The organism is Clostridium intestinale DSM 6191 (assembly GCF_900130055.1).
GTDB lineage: Bacteria > Bacillota > Clostridia > Clostridiales > Clostridiaceae > Clostridium_T > Clostridium_T intestinale.
Genome location: NZ_FQXU01000004.1, coordinates 453,447 through 473,433, shown reverse-complemented (window position 1 = coordinate 473,433; position 19,987 = coordinate 453,447). Strand labels below are relative to the sequence as shown.

Here is a 19,987-nt window from a genome sequence, read left to right as displayed (position 1 = left end):
TATGAAAGAACAATCAACAACTAAAGGCTTTGCCATATTATCTATAGCAGGGCTTTTAGTTAAGATTTTATCTGTATTATATATTCCTTTTTTAATTGGTCGTATAGGTGATGAAGCATATGGGATATATAATAAGACTTATGAGGTTTTTGTTTTTATATATGCGGTTTCTAACACTGGGATGCAGGTTGCCGTATGTAAGATAGTTGCAGAACTTAGAGCTTTAGGAAGAGAACGAGATGCAATAAGAGCTTTTAAGCTATCTAGAAGGATGCTTTTAATAATAGGAAGTATATTTACTGTTATACTATTTGTTTTTGCCAGACCTATAGCTGAGTTAAGCAAAAGCCCAGGGGTAACTTATGGACTTATGGTTTTATCACCTACAATAGTTATAACATCTGTGCTTGTGAGTTATAGAGGATATTTTAATGGAAGAAACAGTATGGATTCCCTTGCTATATCTCAGGTGTTAGAGCAAATTATAAATGTAATTGTAAGTTTGACTTTTGCAACAATACTTATAAAAACATCTGATGAGCTTGGAAGTGCAGGGGGAACTGTAGGTACTTCAGTAGGAGCATTAGTAGCTTGTATATATCTCATAATAATATTCAAAAGAAAAAGATTTATAGATGAAGCATCAAAACAACCTTATACTGGAAGACGTATATCTGATAAAAAAATAATGAAAAGAATAATTAGATATGGTTTGCCTATAACTTTAAGTGCTGGATTAGCTAATTTTGGATCAATGATAGACATGTTTAATGTAAGTGCTAGATTACAGGCCATTGGATATTCACAAAGTAATCAAGATATTTTATATGGATTGTTAGGGAAATATAAGACTTTAGTAAATGTTCCACTTATCTTTATTATCTCTTTAGGGGCAGCATTACTTCCTGCTATATCTAGGTCTGTAGTTTTAAAAGATAAGAAGGAGCTTAAGAGAAAAGTAAGTTTTGCATTTAGAATGACCTATGGTATAACAATTCCTGCGGCTTTTGGCTTAGCAGTTCTTTATAATGAGATATATAAATCTTTTTATAATAATTTAACAGGTAGTATGCTTATGCTGTATGGTTCAGGAGTAGTAGTTTTAATGGCGTTAAATCAGATACAATCTACTATGCTTCAAGGAGTTAATAAATTTAGTTTCCTAATATTAAGTTTTGGGACAGGAATAATAGCTAAAATAATAGTTAACTATGTGTTAGTTGGAATTCCAAGTATAAATATTTATGGAGCAATAGTTGGAGGATTTGCATGTTACTTATTCCCGGTTATTCTAAATCAAATGAAGTTACAAAAGACTATTAAAGTCAAAATACCACTTATAAGAACAGCAATTAAGCCAACAGTTTCAGCTATAGGAATGTCAATAAGTATTATGATAACAAGATTATTACTTACTGCAATATTGCCAAGCTGGTTTATGGAGAGAAGAATATTTATGATTATTCTAACCTTCACTTATATAATGGTTGGGGTAGTTACCTATGCATATATGATGATATTTACAAAAGGCATAAGAAGAAAAGAAATAGAAGATATGTCACCAAGAATATATGGTAAAATACCTTCTTTCATGAGAAAACATTTAAAATAGAAAAGACTATAGTATTAGCTTTAAAAAGTTAGCACTATAGTCTTTTTTGTTACTATAGGAAAGCCACACAAAAGGGGTGATGGCTATTATTTAATCTTCTCCAAGTCGCCTGCTTGCAAATAGTAAAAATATAAATAAAGCACCTATGAGAGACATTACTATCAAGTTTTTAATAAGTATTGTATCTGAGCTGAAGAGATTAAGTAATAAGCCGATACTCATATATGCTAAAATTCCTATAAATATATAAATTAGTATGTTTATATAAGAAAATTCTAAGCTAATAACCTTATTTACTTCTCTTAAATTTATTGTCAATCCTATTGCAGAAGTTATAACAGCTGTAATAGCTATTCCATAAATATTTATAGAAGGTATAGATGTTAAAATAAATAAAGAGCTTATTTCAACTATTTCAATTATTAAAGAATTTCGAACTATTATACCTTGTTTACCTAAACCATTTAATATCCCAAACATGCTTATGGCTGGGAATAAAATTGGGCTAGCAAATGACGCTGCTTTAATATAAGAGCCAAGATCATTTCTAGTAAAAAACATATACCCAAGAGAGTCTGGAATAAGCTGACAGAGTATAAAAGTACATAATCCTAAAAGAAAAGCAATTTTAATTACTTGCTTTATTCTATTAGAAGCATTGAAATAGTCTTTACTTCCCATGGTTTGTGATAAATCAGGAATTAAAAGTGAATTAATAGATGAAATAACTATTATGGGAAAAGTAACAATAACAAAGGCCATTCCATTAAATTTACCTATCATAGCTAATGCTTCAGAATAAGTAAGTCCAGAAGCCATAAGTCTCCGGGGTACTATCAATGTAGCTGTTGTGCTAAATATTGAAGTCAGAAAACTATTTAAAGCTAATGGAAGAGATATTACTAAGACATCAAACAATAGTTGAGGTCTTCTTTCTGTTTTTGTATATACCTTAGGCACATTCCTTAAGGTGTGTTTATAATAAATAAAAAGAAGTATAAGGCTTTGTAATTCTCCAATACATAAAGAAAAATATGCAACAGTAACTAGTGCAGAAAGACTTTTAGCCTTTAGGAAATATATTAATGAAGCCAAGATAAATATTCTTAAAGCTTTTTCTAAAATATCAATAAAAGATGGTATAGAAATTTTTGAAACTCCAAAGAAATATCCTTTAAGTATGTTTGAAACTGCAATGAAAAACATCGCAGGACAAGTAACTCTTATAGCATTTATAGTTCTTGAATCATTTACCCCATAGGCACCTATATACGGAGCAAAGAAAAACACCACAATACTAATTATCGCAGCCCATATTAAATTAAAAAAAGCCACAGTTCTTAAAGTTTTAATTAAATTGCCATAATCATTTTTGCTACTATAAAGTGCAGATATTTTTGAAATAGCAGCTATAATACCGGCAGTCATTAGACCTATAAAAAGATTATATATAGGCATAACAAGACCATATAAACCAACACCTTCTGGTCCTAAAACTTTTGATAAATATATTGAAAAAATAAAACCTAAAACTCCAGTTGCAATATTGGAGGAGGTTAGTATAAATGAATTTTTGTAAAATGAGTTGCTTTTCAAAAAGTATCCCTCCTTTGAACATTAATAATTACTATTCTGAATTATTGTTAAATATAACCATGATGAAAGCTTTTGTAATTATTATTACTTTACCTAAATATAAATAAATAGAGGTTGTATTAGGGGGAGTGAGTGTGAAGAAGTTTTTAGGTTTTGTGGCATTATCATGTGTTATTACAATAGGAGCGTTTATAGCATATAATTTATCTAAAGATAAAGTTAAGTTAGATGTAATGAAGGGATATGAATATGATATTAAAGCTAAAGGCTTAAATGGAGCTAAAGATATATCCATAGATGAGGAAGGTAATGTATTAGTAGCCTTCGAAAATGAAGTTAGGACTATAAGATCTGATGGTAAAGAAAATAAAATTTTACTAAATCGTAATAGAAATATACAATCTATTATGTATAATAAAGGTAATATATTTTATATATCAGGGAATTCTCTATTTCAATATAATATTAAAACGGAAGAGGATAAAGAGCTATTATCAAACTTACCTAATTCAGGAGAGTACCCAAATAGTAAACTAGCAATAAATGAAGATAAAATTTATATTTCCATAGGTGCGGCAACTAATTCTGGGGTAGCTGAAGATGGGAAAACCTATGATTTATCTCCAATAAAAATAACCTTAAAAGGAAAGAATTTTGATGGAGACAAAACAGGAGCTTTCGTTGAATATGGCACTAAAACCTCAGAGGGTCAGGTTGTGAAAGCTGCTTATCCTGGTAATGCATCTATAATTACTTACAATATAAATAATAGTAAAAGTGAGCTGTTTGCATGGGGAATAAGAAATATAAAAGGCTGGGATTTTTATTCTTCTGGTGAGTTATTTGGAATAGTAGGAGGAATGGAAAACAGAGGCTTAAGACCTATAAAAAGTGACGTAGACTATATTTATAATATAAAAAAAGGATATTGGTACGGATGGCCAGACTATAGTGGTGGAGATCCAGTTAATTCTGCTAGATTTAATGAAGCTGAAAGTGAAAAAACTACATTTTTATTGGATAAACATCCTACAGTAAATCCAGAAGCACCTTTTTACCAAAGTGAGAGAATAGATAGCCTACAGGCTTTAACTATAGATAAACAGGGCGATTTTTCAAGTGAAAATGCAATACTTTTCTTTGATAAAAACGAAAAAAGGCTAGTTAGTTTAACTAAAGATAGAATTTCAAGTAGTTTGATTAATATTAAGGGGAATGGAGAGATTATTGATATAGAAAAATTCAAGGATAGAATTTTTATGCTTGAGAAAAATGAAGGAATAATATATGAAGTTTATAAAGAAAATAAATTAATAAACACATTTTCTCAAAGATTACTGATTTCAATAATAAGCATATTACTGATTTTTATAATAACGATAATAATAAAGGTTAATTTAACTAAAGAGGTGAAATAAGATGGTAAAGAGAATAGAGAATGCATATGGGAAAATGCTTAGAGGTGTGTTTTTTGCAGTAAATCCAATAAAGAAAATAGCAGTAAAAACTACATGCATAATCCATAAGTTCATAAATGTTCAGAGCATACAAATATTACACAATCATGGGGAAGTAGAAGCTTGGAAGTTTTACAAAAAAAATATAAAAGCGTTAAATGCAGGCGTTACATGGGCAGATGGAGATTTTAAGAGTAGTAATCACTTTTTTCACTATAAAAAGGAAAAAGGATTATATGGATTTTCTAATGCTTTAGCAGAGTGTGAGAAATATTATAAATTATCTTTAGATCACTTAAAAAAAGGAGAAATGGATAAGGCATTATTCTTTTTAGGGGCAGCTTGTCATTTGGTTCAAGACTCTACTGTACCACATCATGTTAATAATAAGTTATTAAAAAAACATAGGGAATTCGAATTATGGATAATATCTAGACTCTTTAATGATTATGATTTTACAGAAGAAAAAGGGATAATAGAGTATAAAACTGTAAGGGAATATATAAAAGAAAATGCTCTTTATGCCTATGGGGTTCATGAAGAATATAATAATATTTTGGAAAAAGAAGAAAGATATTATAGTATAGCATTGAAAATATTATCTAGAGCGCAACAAAGTACAGCAGGTTTTCTTTTAGATTATTATAATAAAAACTTTTTAGAGAAAAATTCTTCCAATTAAGGAGGGATTTTTTTTTATTTATAGAATATTAAATGGTATATAATGTAAAATAGGTGGGGTTTTATGAATAAAACAATAGTTTTAAATATGAATGATGTTAATTTTGAAGGAAATATATTAGATGTTGGAGGAGAAAATTACGGAATAATATATAATATTAAAAAGTTTTTAGATGAAGAAGTAGCTGTAGATTATGTGGATGATTCTAAAGCTATGGGAACTTTTGAATACGATACATGCGTATTATTTTTTTCTTTAGGTAAAATAAATACACAAAAAGAACGAGAGAATATGTTAAATGAAATATATCCCCTTATTAAAGAAGATGGTGAAATATTTTTATGGGATATGATAAAATATAAAAATCAAATATATAAAAATAAATTAAGAGTTATACTTCCAGGAGATAAGATTAAGGAGTTTACTTTAAGGGATATTAACTTCTTAAAGGAATGGGGAGAAGAAGACGGGAAAAAAACACTTGAAAAATACTTTGAAATACAAGAAACTAAAGTATGGGAAGATGTTTACTATATAAAGGCTAAGAAACAGAAAGGAAGTAATACAAATGAAGATACTATTGCTAGCAATAAACTCTCAATTCATCCACAGCAATCTAGCAGTGAGATACCTGAGGTCTTTTACACTGGACTTAAATTATGAGGCAGTAATAAAAGAAGTCACTATAAATGATAGAGTTGAAAATATATTAAAAGAAATAATTAAGGAAAAACCAGATGTTGTAGCTTTTTCAGCATATATATGGAATTTAGAGTATGTAGAGAGATTAACTGAACTTATAAAAAGAGTTGATGAAAATATAGAAATATTATATGGCGGGCCAGAAGTATCTTATGATAGCGAAGGTTTCTTTCAAAACAATAAAGTGGACTACATAATATCAGGAGAAGGGGAAGAAACTTATAGAGATTTTGTTTTATATAAATTAGGAGAGTTACATTTAAGTAAAATAAAAGGCTTATATTTCAAAAAAGATGGAGAAGTTTATTTTAATGGGGAAAGAAAGCTTATGAACATGAATGACATAATATTTCCCTATTCTGATGAAGATAATCTTGAAGATAAGATGGTTTATTATGAAGCTAGTAGAGGATGTCCATTTTCTTGTAAATATTGCTTAAGCTCTACTATTCATGGAGTAAGATTTTTAGATACTGAAAGAGTTAAAAAAGAACTGCAATTTTTTATGGATAAAAAGGTTAGGTTAGTTAAATTTGTAGATAGAACATTTAACTGCAATCATAAATTTGTTATGGAGATTTGGAGTTTTTTAATTAATTCAGATACTAAGACAAGATTTCATTTTGAGGTATCAGCAGATATATTAAAAGATGATGAGATAAAACTTTTAAACACAGCACCAAAAGGAAGATTTCAACTAGAGGTTGGAGTTCAAACCACCAATCCACAAATATTAAAAAATATAAATAGAACAATAACATTTGAAGACATTAAGGAAAAGGTAGTTGAAATAAAAAAAGGAGATAATATTCATCAACATTTAGACCTAATAGCAGGACTATCTGGGGAAGATTATGAATCCTTTAAAAAATCCTTTAATGATGTATATAACCTTGGAGTTGAAATGGTGCAGCTAGGGTTTTTAAAACTTTTAAGAGGGTCAGATATGAGAATTGAAGCAGAAGAATGGGGTATTGAATATTCACCTTATCCTCCATATGAAGTTTTAAAGACATCATACATAAATTATTTTGAAATATTAGAACTTAAAAAAATAGATGAGATGGTTGATAAGTACAATAATTCAGGAAAGTTTTCAAATATATTAAAATATCTAATACCTAGATTCGAAACACCTTTTGACTTCTTTAAAGAGCTCGGAAACTTTTTTGAGGAAAAAGGATATTTTAATAGAAATATAGGAAGTGTAGAATATTACAAGGTATTTCTAGATTTTTATAATGATAAAATGCAGGATAAAGAAGAAAGAATTTTAAAAGAAATAATAAAATATGATTATTTGTGTTTTAATAAAAAAAGATGGCTGCCTGATTTTCTTATAAGAGAAGTTAATAAAGATTTAGAAAAAAATATAAAGGAAGCTAAACGAAACAAAATAATTGAGTTAGATTATGATAGTTATCATATAGAAAAGTTTAGTATAGATATAATTGGTTTTGTTAATAATGATGTAATAAAAGAAGATGATTGTTATTTAATTTTTGATGAAAGAGATTTTAATAATTTTATAGATGTTACTAAAATTATTAAAGAGAAAGATTTAATATAATAAAAAAGCTCTGTTTCTTATTTAGTAGGAACAGAGCTTTTTTTACGAAAATTCTTAATAAGATGAATTTTCAGTAAATTATATTAAAATACTTTGAATTTTTGTATAAACTACAATTTATATCGCAATTGCTTCAATATAGTATAAAGATCAGATTTGGACAGAGGTGCTAAAAGTCATTATAATATACATAAATGTATATTATAAGCAGAGATATAAAATCAAGGAGGTCAATAATTTGGAGTTTGTAATGAATAAAATTATTAGTATTGACAAAGATGCTGAAACTTATCGCCAAGGAATAGAGAAACTATTGATAGAAAAAGAGATGGAATTAGAAAAAAATATTAATGAACTTAGGCAAGAATGGGTCATTGAAGAAAAGAAAATACGAGAGGATATAATGAATGAGAAACTTGGGGTTGCAGAGGAAAAAGCAAAGTCAATTTCTAAAGAAAAAGAAGAATCTATAGAATTAATTAAAAATAAATATGCTGAGACCTCTGATCAAATAGTAAATGAAGTTTTTCTAAAAATAATTAATTCATTATGAGGCAATGATATGGGGAATATAGTTAAATTTAGTGCTGTAAATTCAAAGATAAAGACCTTAAAAGGAAAAATGTTAAAGAAGAATCAATATTATCAGCTGCTTAATAGCAAAGGGTTTAAAGATGTATTAACCATTTTAAAAGAAAATACTTATTATGGAGAAGTGTTGAAACAGTATGATCTTGACAAAATAAATAGAGGAGAATTAGAAATAATTTTATATAGACATTATGTATCTATACATAATAAATTTATTAGTTACTTTAGTGGAGAATATAGAAAATTCATTAAGAATCTTTTTTTGAAGTGGGAAATAGAGGACTTAAAAATAATAATTAGAGGGAAGTATATAGGTAGATCTAAAGAAGAAATAGAGAGGACTTTGATAGCTAGAAGTTCTTTAAGCACTTTAGATTACTCATATCTACTAGATTCAAAAGACTTAAATGTGCTGATTGAACGATTAAAAGAGACTATTTATTATAAAAGTATAAAAAATCTTATAAAAGATATAGATGTGAATGGATTATTTAGAATTGAAACTGAATTAGATTTTATCTATTTTTCTAATATAAGAAAAGAACTTAAACATTTAGATAAAGAAAATAGAGAAATTATAGATGAAATAATAGGTTTAGAAGGTGATCTTTTAAATTTAAGCTGGATTTATAGAGGGAAAAAATTCTTCAATTTAAGTTCAGAAGAGCTTTTTAATTATACTATTTATGATGGGTTTAAGCTTTCGAAAGAGAAGATTAAACTTTTATGTTATGCAAAAAATGGAGAGGAGTTTCATGATATTATAAGAAACACAAAATATGGGTATATTTACGAGCAAGATGAGACTAAAACTATTGAGAAAAGAGAAAGGGAGTATGAAAAAAAATATTATGGTAAGTATTTAAAAGAAAATAAGCAGAATTTTGGAATGCTTATGAGCTATTTAAACCTGTATAGGATAGAGATGAAAGATATAGTTTCAATTGTAGAACAAAAGAGATACTATGGGGATAATAATGCTATGAATTATGTTTCAGTAAGCTTGTAATTTGGAGGTGAGGTTTTGGCTATTGAAAAAATGTACATGGCCAATTTAGTTGGAGCTTTTTCTGATTTTGATAAGTTAACTAAGCTTCTAGCGTTAAGTGGATTTATGCAACCTATAAGTGCTTTACAAGAGATAAATACATCAGACTTTTCTTTAAAGACTTCAGAAGATAATATAGAGGCTTTAATTGATGTAGGTTATATAAGACCATATATTTATGATAATGACATTGGAGTAAGTTATAAAAAAGTTAATGAACTATTAGAGAAGCAAAAAGAATATGAAGTTTATAATAAACCAAGTAAAGATATAGAGTTCAATATAAATAAAGTTGAGGAGACTTTTGGGAATATATACACAACTTATGAGATATTAAAAAAGCAATTAGAAGATTTAATAGATAAAAAACAATATCTAAAGCATACTCATGAGGTTGTTGAATTTTTGAAAGATTCATCTATAGTTATAGAAGATTTATATTCCATGAAGAATTTTAAAGTTGGATTATATAAGGTTAAAAATGAAAATATGATTAAACTTAAAGCTAACTATGAGAATATACCTTCAGTAATCCAAAGTATTTGTAAACAGAAAGATTTCACTATATTTATATCGTTTACTCCATTATTATTAGTGATTGAGGCAGAGCGAATTTTTAAATCTGCTAATTGTGAAGAAATAGAAATTCCTAATCATTATGAAGGTACACCTAGCGAGGTTTTAGAAATTATAAACAATGAGATGAATAGTGTAAACTCATCTATAAGAGATATAGAAACTGGCCTAAAGGATTTTTTTAAGACTAATCATAAAATTATAGGGGTTTTAAAAAATAGTTACGAGCTTGAACTTAAAGCAGGCGAAATAAAAAAAATGTCAGCTTGTACACAGGAGTTCTTTTATACTTCTGGGTGGATACCTAAAAGCAATATAAAGGACTTGGAAAAGATTTTAGAAGGATTTGAAGAAAAAATATTAGTAATAATAAAAAATACAAATGAGCTTAACAATGAAAATATTATTCCACCTACAAAGTTAAAGAACAATAGATTTATAAGACCATTTCAAAGTATAGTAGGAATGTATGGGGTACCTAATTACCATGAGATAGATCCTACCTTATTTTTAGCTATAACTTATACATTGATGTTTGGGGCTATGTTTGGAGATGTAGGTCAGGGAATAGTGCTATTTATAGCAGGGATATATTTAAGAATTAAGCTAAAAAGAGTTAATTTGGGAGGGGTATTAGAAACCCTTGGGATCAGCTCCACTATATTTGGATTTTTGTATGGAAGCATATTTGGATCTGAGCATATTATTAATGCAGTACTAATAAGACCTATGGAAGAAATAAACGATATGTTAGTTGCAGCCGTAATTTTTGGGTGTGTCTTTTTGTTAATCGGGTTTGTACTTGGGATTATAAATAAATTAAAAATAAAAGATATAGAACATGGGATTTTTGGAAAAGAAGGATTGATGGGCTTTATTTTTTATGTTGGAGTACTTCTATTAGTAGCAGATAAATTATCAAATACAAATGTATTACCAACATTTACTGTAATTATTTTTTTAATTTTGTGTTTGATACTTATACTTTTAAAACAACCGTTAGCTAATAAGATTACTGGTAAAAAAGTGCTATTTAATGATGGTGCTAAAGATTATTTTATAGAAGCAAGTTTTGAAGTAATAGAAACAATATTATCAATGTTTTCTAATACTGTTTCTTTTATAAGAGTAGGAGCCTTTGCTTTAAACCATGTTGGGTTATTTGTAGCCTTTTCTGCTATGGCAGAAATGAGTAATAATGGAGCAGCTTCAATTTTAATATTAATACTTGGAAACATAATAATAATAGGACTTGAAGGTCTTATTGTATTTATTCAAGGATTAAGACTTCAATATTATGAACTTTTTGGTAAGTATTATAATGGTGGAGGAATTCTTTTTGAACCGATAGAAGTTAGTTTTAAATAGTGAAAATTTATAATTAGAAGAGGTGTAATTAAATGATAATATTATTGATTTTAACGTTTTGTATAGTAATAGGAACAATAACATATGGAGTTGTTCAACAAGGAAAAGAAGAAGTAACAGGAAAAAGCAAGGTTAAAAAAGCACTAAAGGTTAATTTAGGTGTATTTTTACCTGTAATGACCTTTGCATTAGTAATGAATATACCAACTATAGCTTCAGCAGCAGATGTAGCTACATACAATCCTGCAGCAGGATTAGGTTATATAGCAGCAGGATTATCAACTGGTCTTGCAACTATTGGAGCTGGCTATGCTGTTGGAGCCGTAGGATCATCTGCCCTTGGGGCAGTATCAGAGGATCCTAAGATATTAGGAAAAACCTTAATATACGTGGGTCTTGGAGAAGGAATAGCTATATATGGACTTATAATATCCATAATGATTTTATCAAGAATATAATACACCGCTATTCTGTAGAAGCTTAAGTTAGCTTCATTAAAGAAATTTTATTAAATGTTATATAAATAAATATTTGAGGTGTGTTATGAGAAGCTTTCTAATTAGTGATAATAGGGATACCCTAATAGGTATGAAGATGGCTGGAATTGATGGAGTAATTATTAGAGAGAGACAAGAGGTAATAGAAAAAATTGAAGAACTAAAGAAAACTGATGATATAGGAATAATAATAATTACAGAAAAAATCTCACTTATGGTTAATGATTACGTATATAAGTTAAAGTTATCTAAGGATAAACCGCTTATAATTGAAATTCCAGATAGACACGGATCTAATAAAGGACAAGACTCCATATTAAGATACATAAAGGAGTCAATAGGTCTTAAAATTTAGGGGGTATATTTATGACTACAATTGAGGATAAGATAAATTTATTTTCTAAAGTTATATATGATAAGGTCAATGATGAAAAGGAAGAAAAGCTTAAAGCTTTTGATGAGAAAGCTTTGGAAAAAATAACTTTAGAAAAGAAAAAAATAGATGAGCTTAGAAAAGCTATTAAAATTAGCTTAGATAAGAAATACAATATTAAAGCTAATGAAATAATTGCAAAAGAGAAACTTAATAAACAAAAAGCCATATTAGCAATAAAGGAAGAATTAATCAATAATACCTTATCAGAGGTTAAGGCTAGGCTTTTATATTTTATTTCATCTAAAGAATATAAGAATTATTTTATTTCCTTGTTAGTAAGTATTTTTGATGAGCTAGAGGAAGGTAAATATAATCTTATTGTTCTAGATAGGGATTATAAAAGATTTGAGGAAGATATTAAATCTGCTATAAATAAATATTCTCATATAGATATAAAGGTTGAAACATCAAATGAGGAGTTTATAGGTGGGGTAATATTGAAAGACGAAAAAGAAACCTTCAAAATTGATAATAGTCTTTATTATAAGTTAGAAGAATGTAAAGAATTTATAGGTATAAAGGTTATGGAAAAGTTAGCGTAGGAGATGGTTTTATGGAAGGTAGAATAATAGGAGTCAATGGTCCTGTTATAAAAGCCGAGGGAATGAAAGGCTTTAAAATGAGAGAAATGGTCACTGTAGGATCAAAAAAATTAATTGGTGAAATAATTATTTTAGAAGAAGATTTTGCGACCATTCAAGTTTATGAAGAAACAGGCGGACTTAAAATAGGAGAAAAAGTGATTTCCACAGGTAATCCACTTTCATTAAAATTAGGACCTGGGTTATTGGGAAGTATTTTTGATGGAATAGAAAGGCCATTAGAGAAAATAAATGAAGATTCTGATGGATTTATACCAGAAGGAATAGGTCTTATATCTATAGATGAAGAAAAACTTTGGGAAGTAAAGGTAACGGTTAATATTGGTGATGAGCTAGAAGCAGGTCAAGTGTATGCTGAAATTCAAGAAACACCTTCTATAACCCATAAGTTAATGGTTCCTCCAGATTTACAAGGAAAAGTTAAAGATATAAAACCAAATGGAAAGTATAATATAGAAGAGGTAATAGTCACTCTAGAAAATAATGATGGTGTTCATGAACTTAAATTATACCAGCTTTGGCCAGTAAGAAAACCAAGACCTGTTAAAGAGAAAAAGACTATATTTAGACCCTTAATAACAGGTCAAAGAATAATTGATATGTTTTTTCCACTTGCAAAAGGTGGAACCTGTGCTATACCAGGTGGATTTGGAACAGGGAAAACAATGACTCAACATCAGTTAGCTAAATGGTCAGATGCAGATATAATAGTTTATATTGGCTGTGGAGAACGTGGAAATGAAATGACTGAGGTATTAGAAGATTTTCCTAAGCTCATAGATCCTAGAACTAATCTTGCACTTATGAATAGAACTATTTTGATAGCTAATACATCTAATATGCCAGTTGCAGCTAGAGAAGCCAGCATTTATACTGGAATAACTTTAGCTGAGTACTTTAGAGACATGGGTTATCATGTAGCTATTATGGCAGATTCAACATCAAGATGGGCAGAAGCCTTAAGAGAGATTTCAGGAAGACTTGAGGAAATGCCAGCAGAGGAAGGATATCCAGCTTATTTACCTTCAAGAATAGCAGAATTTTATGAGAGAGCAGGATACGTTGATACATTAAATGAAGAAGAAGGATCTGTAACTGTAATTGGAGCAGTTTCGCCAGCAGGAGGAGATTTCTCAGAGCCAGTTACTCAAAACACCAAACGATTTGTATCAGCTTTTTTAGGCCTTGATAAAAAACTTGCTTATGCAAGACATTATCCAGCTATTAATTGGTTAGCTAGTTATAGTGGATACTTGCCATTACTTAGAGAATGGTATGAAGAAAATGTAGCTGATGATATTTTTAACTTAAGAGCAGATATGCTTAAGCTATTGTATGAAGAAGATAAACTTTTGGAAATAGTTAAGTTAGTTGGTGAAGATGTTCTTCCAGATGATCAGAGACTTATTATTGAAGTTGCTAAAGCTTTAAAGGTAGGATTCCTTCAGCAAAATGCTTATAATGCAGTGGATACCTATGTACCACTAGATAAGCAATATAAAATGCTAAAGGTTATAAATAGTTTTTATAAACAAGGGGTAAAAGCAGTTAAGCTTGGAATACCAATAGCTATAATAATGGATAGAGATCTAATAGAAAGAATATATAAGATGAAATATAACATTCCAAACGACAATTTAAATGAAATAGATGATTTAGAGAACGATATAGCAAATTATATGAATAATCTTATAGCAAAATATAGATAGGAGGAGGATGGAGTGAGGAAAGAGTATTTAACCTTAAATAGAGTTCAAGGCCCCTTAATTGTATTATCTAATGTAAAAGATGTTGCTTACGATGAAATTGTTGATATTATAGTTGATGGAAAAGATAAGAAGAAAGGCAAAGTAGTTCAAATTCATAAAGACAAGGCAATAATACAAGTATTTGAATCTACTATTGGTATGTCTGTAGATAATACTTCAGTTCACTTTAGAGGAGAATCACTTAAGATACCACTATCTAAGGATATACTTGGAAGAGAGTTTAATGGTGTAGGAGAATGCAGAGATAAGGGTGGGGAAATCTATTCATCTAAGAAGTATGATGTTAATGGAAGACCTATGAATCCTGTAGCAAGAAAATACCCTAGAGACTATATTCAAACAGGAATATCGTCTATTGATTGTTTATCAACCCTTATAAGAGGACAAAAGCTTCCCATTTTCTCTGGAAATGGTATGCAACATAATGAGCTTGCTGCACAGATTGTTAAGCAAGCTAAGATTTCAGAAGAAAATGAGGATAATTTCTGCATAGTTTTTGGAGCCATGGGAATAAAATACGACGATGCTAACTTCTTTAAGAAAAATTTTGAAGAAGCTGGAGTTCTTGAAAAGGTGGTTATGTTCACTAATTTGGCAGACGATCCTATAGTAGAGAGGATAGTAACACCAAGATGTGCTTTAACTGCCGCTGAATATTTAGCTTTTGAAGAAGGTATGCATGTGCTTGTAATATTAACAGATATAACGAGCTATTGTGAAGCTTTAAGAGAACTATCATCTTTAAGAGAAGAGGTTCCCAGTAGAAAAGGATATCCAGGATATTTATATTCAGATTTAGCATCTTTATATGAAAGAGCAGGTATGATGATTGGAAAACAAGGTAGTATAACTCAGATACCAATACTTACAATGCCAAATGATGATATAACTCATCCTATACCAGACCTTACTGGGTTTATAACAGAGGGCCAGATAGTTTTAAGTAGGGGCATACAACAGAGAGATATATATCCATCCGTTAATATACTTCCATCTTTATCAAGACTTATGAAAGACGGTATAGGGGAAGGTTTTACTAGAGAGGATCATAGTGAGGTTTCTAATCAGATATTTGCAGCATATTCTAAGGTTCAGGATGTAATAGCCTTAGCTCAGGTTATAGGAGAAGAGGAACTTTCAGAACTGGATAAAAACTATATGGAGTTTGGAAGAGTATTTGAAAATAGATTCTTAAAACAAGATTATGATGAAAATAGAGAAATGGAAGAAACATTAGATTTAGCTTGGCAGGTATTAGGTATATTACCTAGAAAAGAATTGGATAGAGTTTCACCAGATATATTGAATAAATACTATAAAGCTATGGAGAGATAATATGGAAAATTTTGTGCCAACTAAAGCGAATCTAATGGCTGCTAAAAATTCTTTAGAGTTCTCTAAAAAGGGGTTTGAATTACTAGATAAAAAAAGAAATGTTTTGATTAGAGAGATGATGTCATATGTAGCTACAGCACATGAGTTACAGGAAAAAATAAATATAACTTTTGGTAAGGCATATGAAGCATTGATTGAAGCTAACATCATATCTGGTGTAGTAAATGTTGAAGATATTTCTATGACTGTAGAAGAAGCTAATGACTATGAATTATTATTTAAAAGTGTTATGGGAGTTGAAGTACCTATAATAAATTTTGATAAAAAAGATATAAACCTTAAGTATAGCGTTTTTAGAACTGGAGCTGCTATAGATGAGGCTATGAGAGAGTTTAATAATGTTAGGTATTTAACTTATGAATTAGCGGAAGTTGAAAATGCTGTATACAAATTAGCTATGGAGGTCAAAAAGACTCAAAAGAGAGCTAATGCACTTCAAAATATACAAATTCCGAAATTCCAAGAGATAGTAAAGTTTGTTACAGAGGTTTTAGAAGAAAAAGATAGGGAAGATTTCTTTAGATTGAAAATTGTAAAAAAGAAACATAAAATAGAATATTAATAACTTATAAAGCATAGAAGAATTTAGACTTTCTATGCTTTTTTGTTTATATTGTAATAATTATTTTAATATTTTTAGGCTAAAAATGTGATATTATAGAAGTGAGTCGGAGGTGCTTTGTTAGAAAATAGTATTAAAGACTGTTTAAGTTGATTATATATATGGCTATAGGATATAATTATGTATAGTTATAAGTTTTAAGGAGACGCATTTATGAAATACGTAATAGCACTAATAAGCACTTTTTTAATCGTGTATTTTATAATACCTTTTTTGATGAAATTATTTGTAAAATATGATTTTTTGGATAAGCCTACTCAGAGAAAAAATCATAGAGAGCCGATTCCTCTTTGTGGTGGAGTAGGTATGTTTATAGGTTTTTTTGTAGTTTATTTTTTAGCTATGGGAAGGAATATAAACAAGGAAAATATAAGTGTTTTTATTGGAGCATTAGCAATATTAATTATAGGACTAGTTGATGATTACTATAAAACAAGAGGAAAAGAATTCCCTATTTACCCAAGATTTTTGGTCCAAATATTAGCTGCTATATTAGTTTATAATAGCGGAATATCATTTTCTGGATTTACTAATCCAATAACAGGTGAATTTGTACAACTTCATATAGCTTTACAATTTTTATTAACTGTAACCTGGCTATTTGGGGTCACAACAGTTATAAATTGGTCAGATGGAATGGATGGACTTGCAGGTAGTATTTCTACAATATCATCTGTAACGTTGTTTATTGTAGCTCTTGTTATGAATCAAAGTGATTCTGCAATTGTATGTATTATTTTAGTAGGAGCAATACTCGGGTTTTTAAATTATAACAGACATCCAGCAGTGGTTTTTATGGGAGATTCAGGAGCTAACTTTTTAGGTTTTATATTAGGAATAATAGCCTTAGATGGAGCTTTTAAACAAGCTACTATAATGAGTCTTTTTATACCTATATTAGCATTAGGGGTACCCATATTTGATAATATATTTGTTATATTCAAAAGATATACAGAAGGGAAACCAGTATATCAAGCTGATAGAAGCCAAATTCACTTTAGATTACAAGAAAAAGGTCTTACCACAAATCAAGTTGTGGCATATATATGTGCCATAAGTTTTGTATTAAGTTTGTTATCAATAGTATTATTATTTATTAAGATATAAAAGCGACTTGGTCGCTTTTTTATTTTTAGGTTATAATATATTAAAGGGGTGATTTAATGAGTATAAATTTTAATGAAAAAATAAATCGGTTAAATACAGGCAACATAAAATGGGATAATTATGGGGAAGATTACATACCATTATGGGTAGCTGATATGGATTTTAAATCTCCAGATGAAGTTTTAGAAGCTCTAGAGAAAAGAATTGCTCATGGAATATTTGGTTATACAAAGGAAGATAAGGAATTAACAAATATCATAGTGGAGCATTTCAAAAAACAGTATGGTTATGAAATAGATAGCTCTTGGCTAGTATGGCTTCCAAGTGTTATGCCAGCAGTAAATGTTATATGTAGGATGATTGAAGGGTCAATAATGATTAATACTCCTATGTATATGAATATAAGAAGTGCTCCTATTAATGCAGATAAGGAGATAATAGAGGTTCCTTTAAAGCATTCACAAGGAACATATACCTTTGATTTTGATGCTATGGAGAAATCCATTAAAGCTGATACAAAATTGTTCATATTGTGTAATCCTCATAATCCAGTAGGAAGAGTTTACACAAAAGAAGAATTACATAAATTAATAGTTTTTGCTAAAAAACATAATTTAATAATTTGTTCAGACGAAATTCATTGTGAACTGGTTTATGAAAAGAAACACATTCCAATGGTTACATTAAAGGATGAATTTATTAATAGCATAACTTTAATGAGTCCAGGGAAAACATATAATCTTCCTGGAATACCTATTGCTTTTGGTGTGATTCCAGACAAGGAGTTAAGAAACCAATTTTTGAAGGCTTCAGCAGGTGTACTACCAAAACCAGGAGTATTAAACTATGAGGTATGCAAGGCTGCCTATAGTAAAGGGGACTCTTGGAGACAAGAACTTTTAAAGCATTTAAAAGGTAATATAGATTTTCTAAAGGAAGAAATAAATAGAAGAATGCCAGCTTTAAAAGTTGGGGAAGTTGAAGGAAGTTACTTAGCCTGGATTGATGCTAGGGAATTAGGAATAGATGATCCGCATAAATTTTTCTTAAAGGAAGCAAAAGTGGTTTTCTCTGATGGAAGAGATTTTGGTGAAAGTGGATACCTAAGATTGAATTTTGCTTGCAGTAGAGAAGTCTTGGAAGAAGCCTTAGATAGGATGGAGAATGCTATAAATAAAAGATTTAAGTTATAAATAATAAATTATTTACACTTTAAATCATATAATGTATAATATAAAAAACACTTATCGAGAGAGGTGGAGGGGCTGGCCCTATGAAACCCAGCAACCCATAAGTTTTCATTTAGACTTACAGGGTGCTAATTCCTGCAACTATTTAGTTGGAAGATAAGGATATTGCTTGGGGAAGTCTATTTATGCCTAAAGGAAATATCCTTTAGGTTTTTTTATCTTTGTTTTAAATTTTAAGGGGGTTAACAAATGTTTATAAAGGATATTTTTAAAGAAAAAAAGGTTGTATTTTCGTTTGAAATATTTCCACCAAAAACAACATCATCATTGGATACTATATATAAAACGATAGAGGATTTAAAAGATTTAAAACCAGATTTTATATCAGTAACTTATGGGGCTGGTGGAAGTACTATAGATAATAAGACAACTTTACTATCATCATTAATAAAAAATAAATATGGAATAGAATCAGCGGCTCATTTAACTTGTATAGGTTCATCTAAAAGTGACATTGAGACAATACTAGAAGATTTAAAGAAAAATAATATTGAAAACATTTTAGCTTTAAGAGGTGATATTCCAGAGGATAAAACTTCAAATGGTGAGTTTTCATATGCGTATGAATTAATATCTCATATAAGAGAACATGGGGATTTTGGAATAAGTGCAGCTTGTTATCCAGAAGGACATCTTGAATGTAGAGATTTGGATTTAGATATAGTTAGACTTAAACAAAAAGTGGAAAATGGGGCAGAACATTTAGTTTCACAACTTTTTTTTAACAATAATGTTTTTTATGATTTTTTAGAAAGATGTTCTAAAAAATCTATAGATGTACCTATTGAAGCGGGTATAATGCCAGTAATAAATAAAAAGCAAATAGAGAGAATAACTGCTTTATGTGGAGCAGAATTGCCAGAGAAATTTATTAAGATTATGAATAAATATGAGCATAATCCAGAGGCTTTAAGGGATGCTGGAATAGCTTATGCAGTAGAGCAGATAGTTGACTTATTATCATCAGGTGTAAGAGGAATTCATCTATACACTATGAACAATCCTTTGGTTGCAAGAAGGATAACAGAAAGTGTAGGATCTATTATTACAAGTTTAAACAAGGATATAATTGTTTAAATAAAATCATTGCTATTTGAGAAAAATATC

18 protein-coding genes and 1 riboswitch are annotated in these 19,987 nt (G+C 29.2%); of the genes, 17 read left to right on the top strand and 1 reads right to left on the bottom strand.

Annotated features, from left to right (window positions below; genetic code table 11):
• The first annotated feature begins 1 nt into the window (after position 1).
• The gene (locus tag BUA92_RS06165) at positions 2-1,612 is read left to right on the top strand and encodes a putative polysaccharide biosynthesis protein (RefSeq protein WP_073017791.1); all 1,611 of its coding nucleotides are present in this window, start codon (positions 2-4) and stop codon (positions 1,610-1,612) included.
• 90 nt (positions 1,613-1,702) lie between these two features.
• Here the strand turns inward: BUA92_RS06165 and spoVB are convergent, their stop codons facing one another.
• Complete coding sequence (gene spoVB / locus BUA92_RS06160) at positions 1,703-3,208, bottom strand: stage V sporulation protein B (protein WP_073017789.1); 1,506 nt, start codon at positions 3,206-3,208, stop codon at positions 1,703-1,705.
• 134 nt (positions 3,209-3,342) lie between these two features.
• Here spoVB and BUA92_RS06155 point away from each other — a divergent pair, with 134 nt between their 5' ends.
• The 16 genes from BUA92_RS06155 to metF all read left to right on the top strand — a co-directional run bounded on the left by BUA92_RS06155 (position 3,343) and on the right by metF (position 19,957).
• Complete coding sequence (locus BUA92_RS06155) at positions 3,343-4,626, top strand: PQQ-dependent sugar dehydrogenase family protein (protein WP_073017787.1); 1,284 nt, start codon at positions 3,343-3,345, stop codon at positions 4,624-4,626.
• A gap of 1 nt (position 4,627) precedes the next feature.
• A complete protein-coding gene (locus BUA92_RS06150) occupies positions 4,628-5,347 on the top strand; it encodes a zinc dependent phospholipase C family protein (RefSeq protein ID WP_073017785.1) in 720 nt (239 codons plus the stop codon).
• A gap of 63 nt (positions 5,348-5,410) precedes the next feature.
• Positions 5,411-6,010 carry a hypothetical protein gene (locus tag BUA92_RS06145; protein ID WP_073017782.1) on the top strand — a complete coding sequence of 200 codons (600 nt, stop codon included), beginning with the start codon at positions 5,411-5,413 and terminating at the stop codon, positions 6,008-6,010.
• Entirely contained in the window at positions 5,916-7,619 is a 1,704-nt protein-coding gene (locus BUA92_RS06140; protein ID WP_073017780.1) for a B12-binding domain-containing radical SAM protein, read from the top strand. The genes BUA92_RS06145 and BUA92_RS06140 overlap by 95 nt, the downstream gene beginning before the upstream one ends.
• 238 nt (positions 7,620-7,857) lie before the next feature.
• On the top strand, positions 7,858-8,172 hold the full coding sequence (locus tag BUA92_RS06135) for a hypothetical protein (RefSeq protein WP_073017778.1): 315 nt from the start codon (positions 7,858-7,860) through the stop codon (positions 8,170-8,172).
• A 9-nt stretch (positions 8,173-8,181) separates the two neighbouring features.
• Positions 8,182-9,219, top strand: a complete 1,038-nt coding sequence (locus BUA92_RS06130; RefSeq protein WP_073017776.1) for a V-type ATPase subunit — start codon at positions 8,182-8,184, stop codon at positions 9,217-9,219.
• 15 nt (positions 9,220-9,234) lie between these two features.
• A complete protein-coding gene (locus tag BUA92_RS06125; protein WP_073017774.1) occupies positions 9,235-11,202 on the top strand; it encodes a V-type ATP synthase subunit I in 1,968 nt (655 codons plus the stop codon).
• A gap of 32 nt (positions 11,203-11,234) precedes the next feature.
• Positions 11,235-11,660 (top strand): ATP synthase subunit C, encoded by a 426-nt coding sequence (locus tag BUA92_RS06120; RefSeq protein ID WP_073017772.1) that lies wholly within the window; start codon positions 11,235-11,237, stop codon positions 11,658-11,660.
• 85 nt (positions 11,661-11,745) lie between these two features.
• Complete coding sequence (locus tag BUA92_RS06115) at positions 11,746-12,054, top strand: V-type ATP synthase subunit F (protein ID WP_021802851.1); 309 nt, start codon at positions 11,746-11,748, stop codon at positions 12,052-12,054.
• Between the two features lie 11 nt (positions 12,055-12,065).
• Positions 12,066-12,677, top strand: a complete 612-nt coding sequence (locus tag BUA92_RS06110) for a V-type ATP synthase subunit E (protein WP_073017770.1) — start codon at positions 12,066-12,068, stop codon at positions 12,675-12,677.
• An 11-nt stretch (positions 12,678-12,688) separates the two neighbouring features.
• Positions 12,689-14,446 carry a V-type ATP synthase subunit A gene (locus BUA92_RS06105; RefSeq protein ID WP_073017768.1) on the top strand — a complete coding sequence of 586 codons (1,758 nt, stop codon included), beginning with the start codon at positions 12,689-12,691 and terminating at the stop codon, positions 14,444-14,446.
• 12 nt (positions 14,447-14,458) lie between these two features.
• Complete coding sequence (locus BUA92_RS06100; protein WP_073017766.1) at positions 14,459-15,841, top strand: V-type ATP synthase subunit B; 1,383 nt, start codon at positions 14,459-14,461, stop codon at positions 15,839-15,841.
• 1 nt (position 15,842) lies between these two features.
• Entirely contained in the window at positions 15,843-16,463 is a 621-nt protein-coding gene (locus BUA92_RS06095) for a V-type ATP synthase subunit D (protein WP_021802847.1), read from the top strand.
• Positions 16,464-16,676: 213 nt separating this feature from the next.
• On the top strand, positions 16,677-17,630 hold the full coding sequence (locus BUA92_RS06090; RefSeq protein WP_073017764.1) for an MraY family glycosyltransferase: 954 nt from the start codon (positions 16,677-16,679) through the stop codon (positions 17,628-17,630).
• Between the two features lie 56 nt (positions 17,631-17,686).
• A complete protein-coding gene (locus BUA92_RS06085) occupies positions 17,687-18,823 on the top strand; it encodes a MalY/PatB family protein (protein ID WP_073017761.1) in 1,137 nt (378 codons plus the stop codon).
• Positions 18,824-18,871: 48 nt separating this feature from the next.
• Positions 18,872-18,983: riboswitch (SAM riboswitch) on the top strand.
• A gap of 86 nt (positions 18,984-19,069) precedes the next feature.
• Positions 19,070-19,957 (top strand): methylenetetrahydrofolate reductase [NAD(P)H], encoded by an 888-nt coding sequence (gene metF, locus BUA92_RS06080; protein WP_073017759.1) that lies wholly within the window; start codon positions 19,070-19,072, stop codon positions 19,955-19,957.
• The last annotated feature ends 30 nt before the right edge of the window (positions 19,958-19,987 follow it).

Bases quoted from the DNA above. Each gene is read 5' to 3' on its own strand.
- BUA92_RS06085 (WP_073017761.1), top strand. From the start codon at position 17,687: ATGAGTATAAATTTTAATGAAAAAATAAATCGGTTAAATACAGGCAAC.
- BUA92_RS06140 (WP_073017780.1), top strand. From the start codon at position 5,916: ATGAAGATACTATTGCTAGCAATAAACTCTCAATTCATCCACAGCAAT.
- BUA92_RS06165 (WP_073017791.1), top strand. From the start codon at position 2: ATGAAAGAACAATCAACAACTAAAGGCTTTGCCATATTATCTATAGCA.
- BUA92_RS06115 (WP_021802851.1), top strand. From the start codon at position 11,746: ATGAGAAGCTTTCTAATTAGTGATAATAGGGATACCCTAATAGGTATG.
- BUA92_RS06150 (WP_073017785.1), top strand. From the start codon at position 4,628: ATGGTAAAGAGAATAGAGAATGCATATGGGAAAATGCTTAGAGGTGTG.
- BUA92_RS06095 (WP_021802847.1), top strand. From the start codon at position 15,843: ATGGAAAATTTTGTGCCAACTAAAGCGAATCTAATGGCTGCTAAAAAT.
- BUA92_RS06145 (WP_073017782.1), top strand. From the start codon at position 5,411: ATGAATAAAACAATAGTTTTAAATATGAATGATGTTAATTTTGAAGGA.
- metF (WP_073017759.1), top strand. From the start codon at position 19,070: ATGTTTATAAAGGATATTTTTAAAGAAAAAAAGGTTGTATTTTCGTTT.
- BUA92_RS06110 (WP_073017770.1), top strand. From the start codon at position 12,066: ATGACTACAATTGAGGATAAGATAAATTTATTTTCTAAAGTTATATAT.
- BUA92_RS06090 (WP_073017764.1), top strand. From the start codon at position 16,677: ATGAAATACGTAATAGCACTAATAAGCACTTTTTTAATCGTGTATTTT.
- BUA92_RS06105 (WP_073017768.1), top strand. From the start codon at position 12,689: ATGGAAGGTAGAATAATAGGAGTCAATGGTCCTGTTATAAAAGCCGAG.
- BUA92_RS06120 (WP_073017772.1), top strand. From the start codon at position 11,235: ATGATAATATTATTGATTTTAACGTTTTGTATAGTAATAGGAACAATA.
- BUA92_RS06130 (WP_073017776.1), top strand. From the start codon at position 8,182: ATGGGGAATATAGTTAAATTTAGTGCTGTAAATTCAAAGATAAAGACC.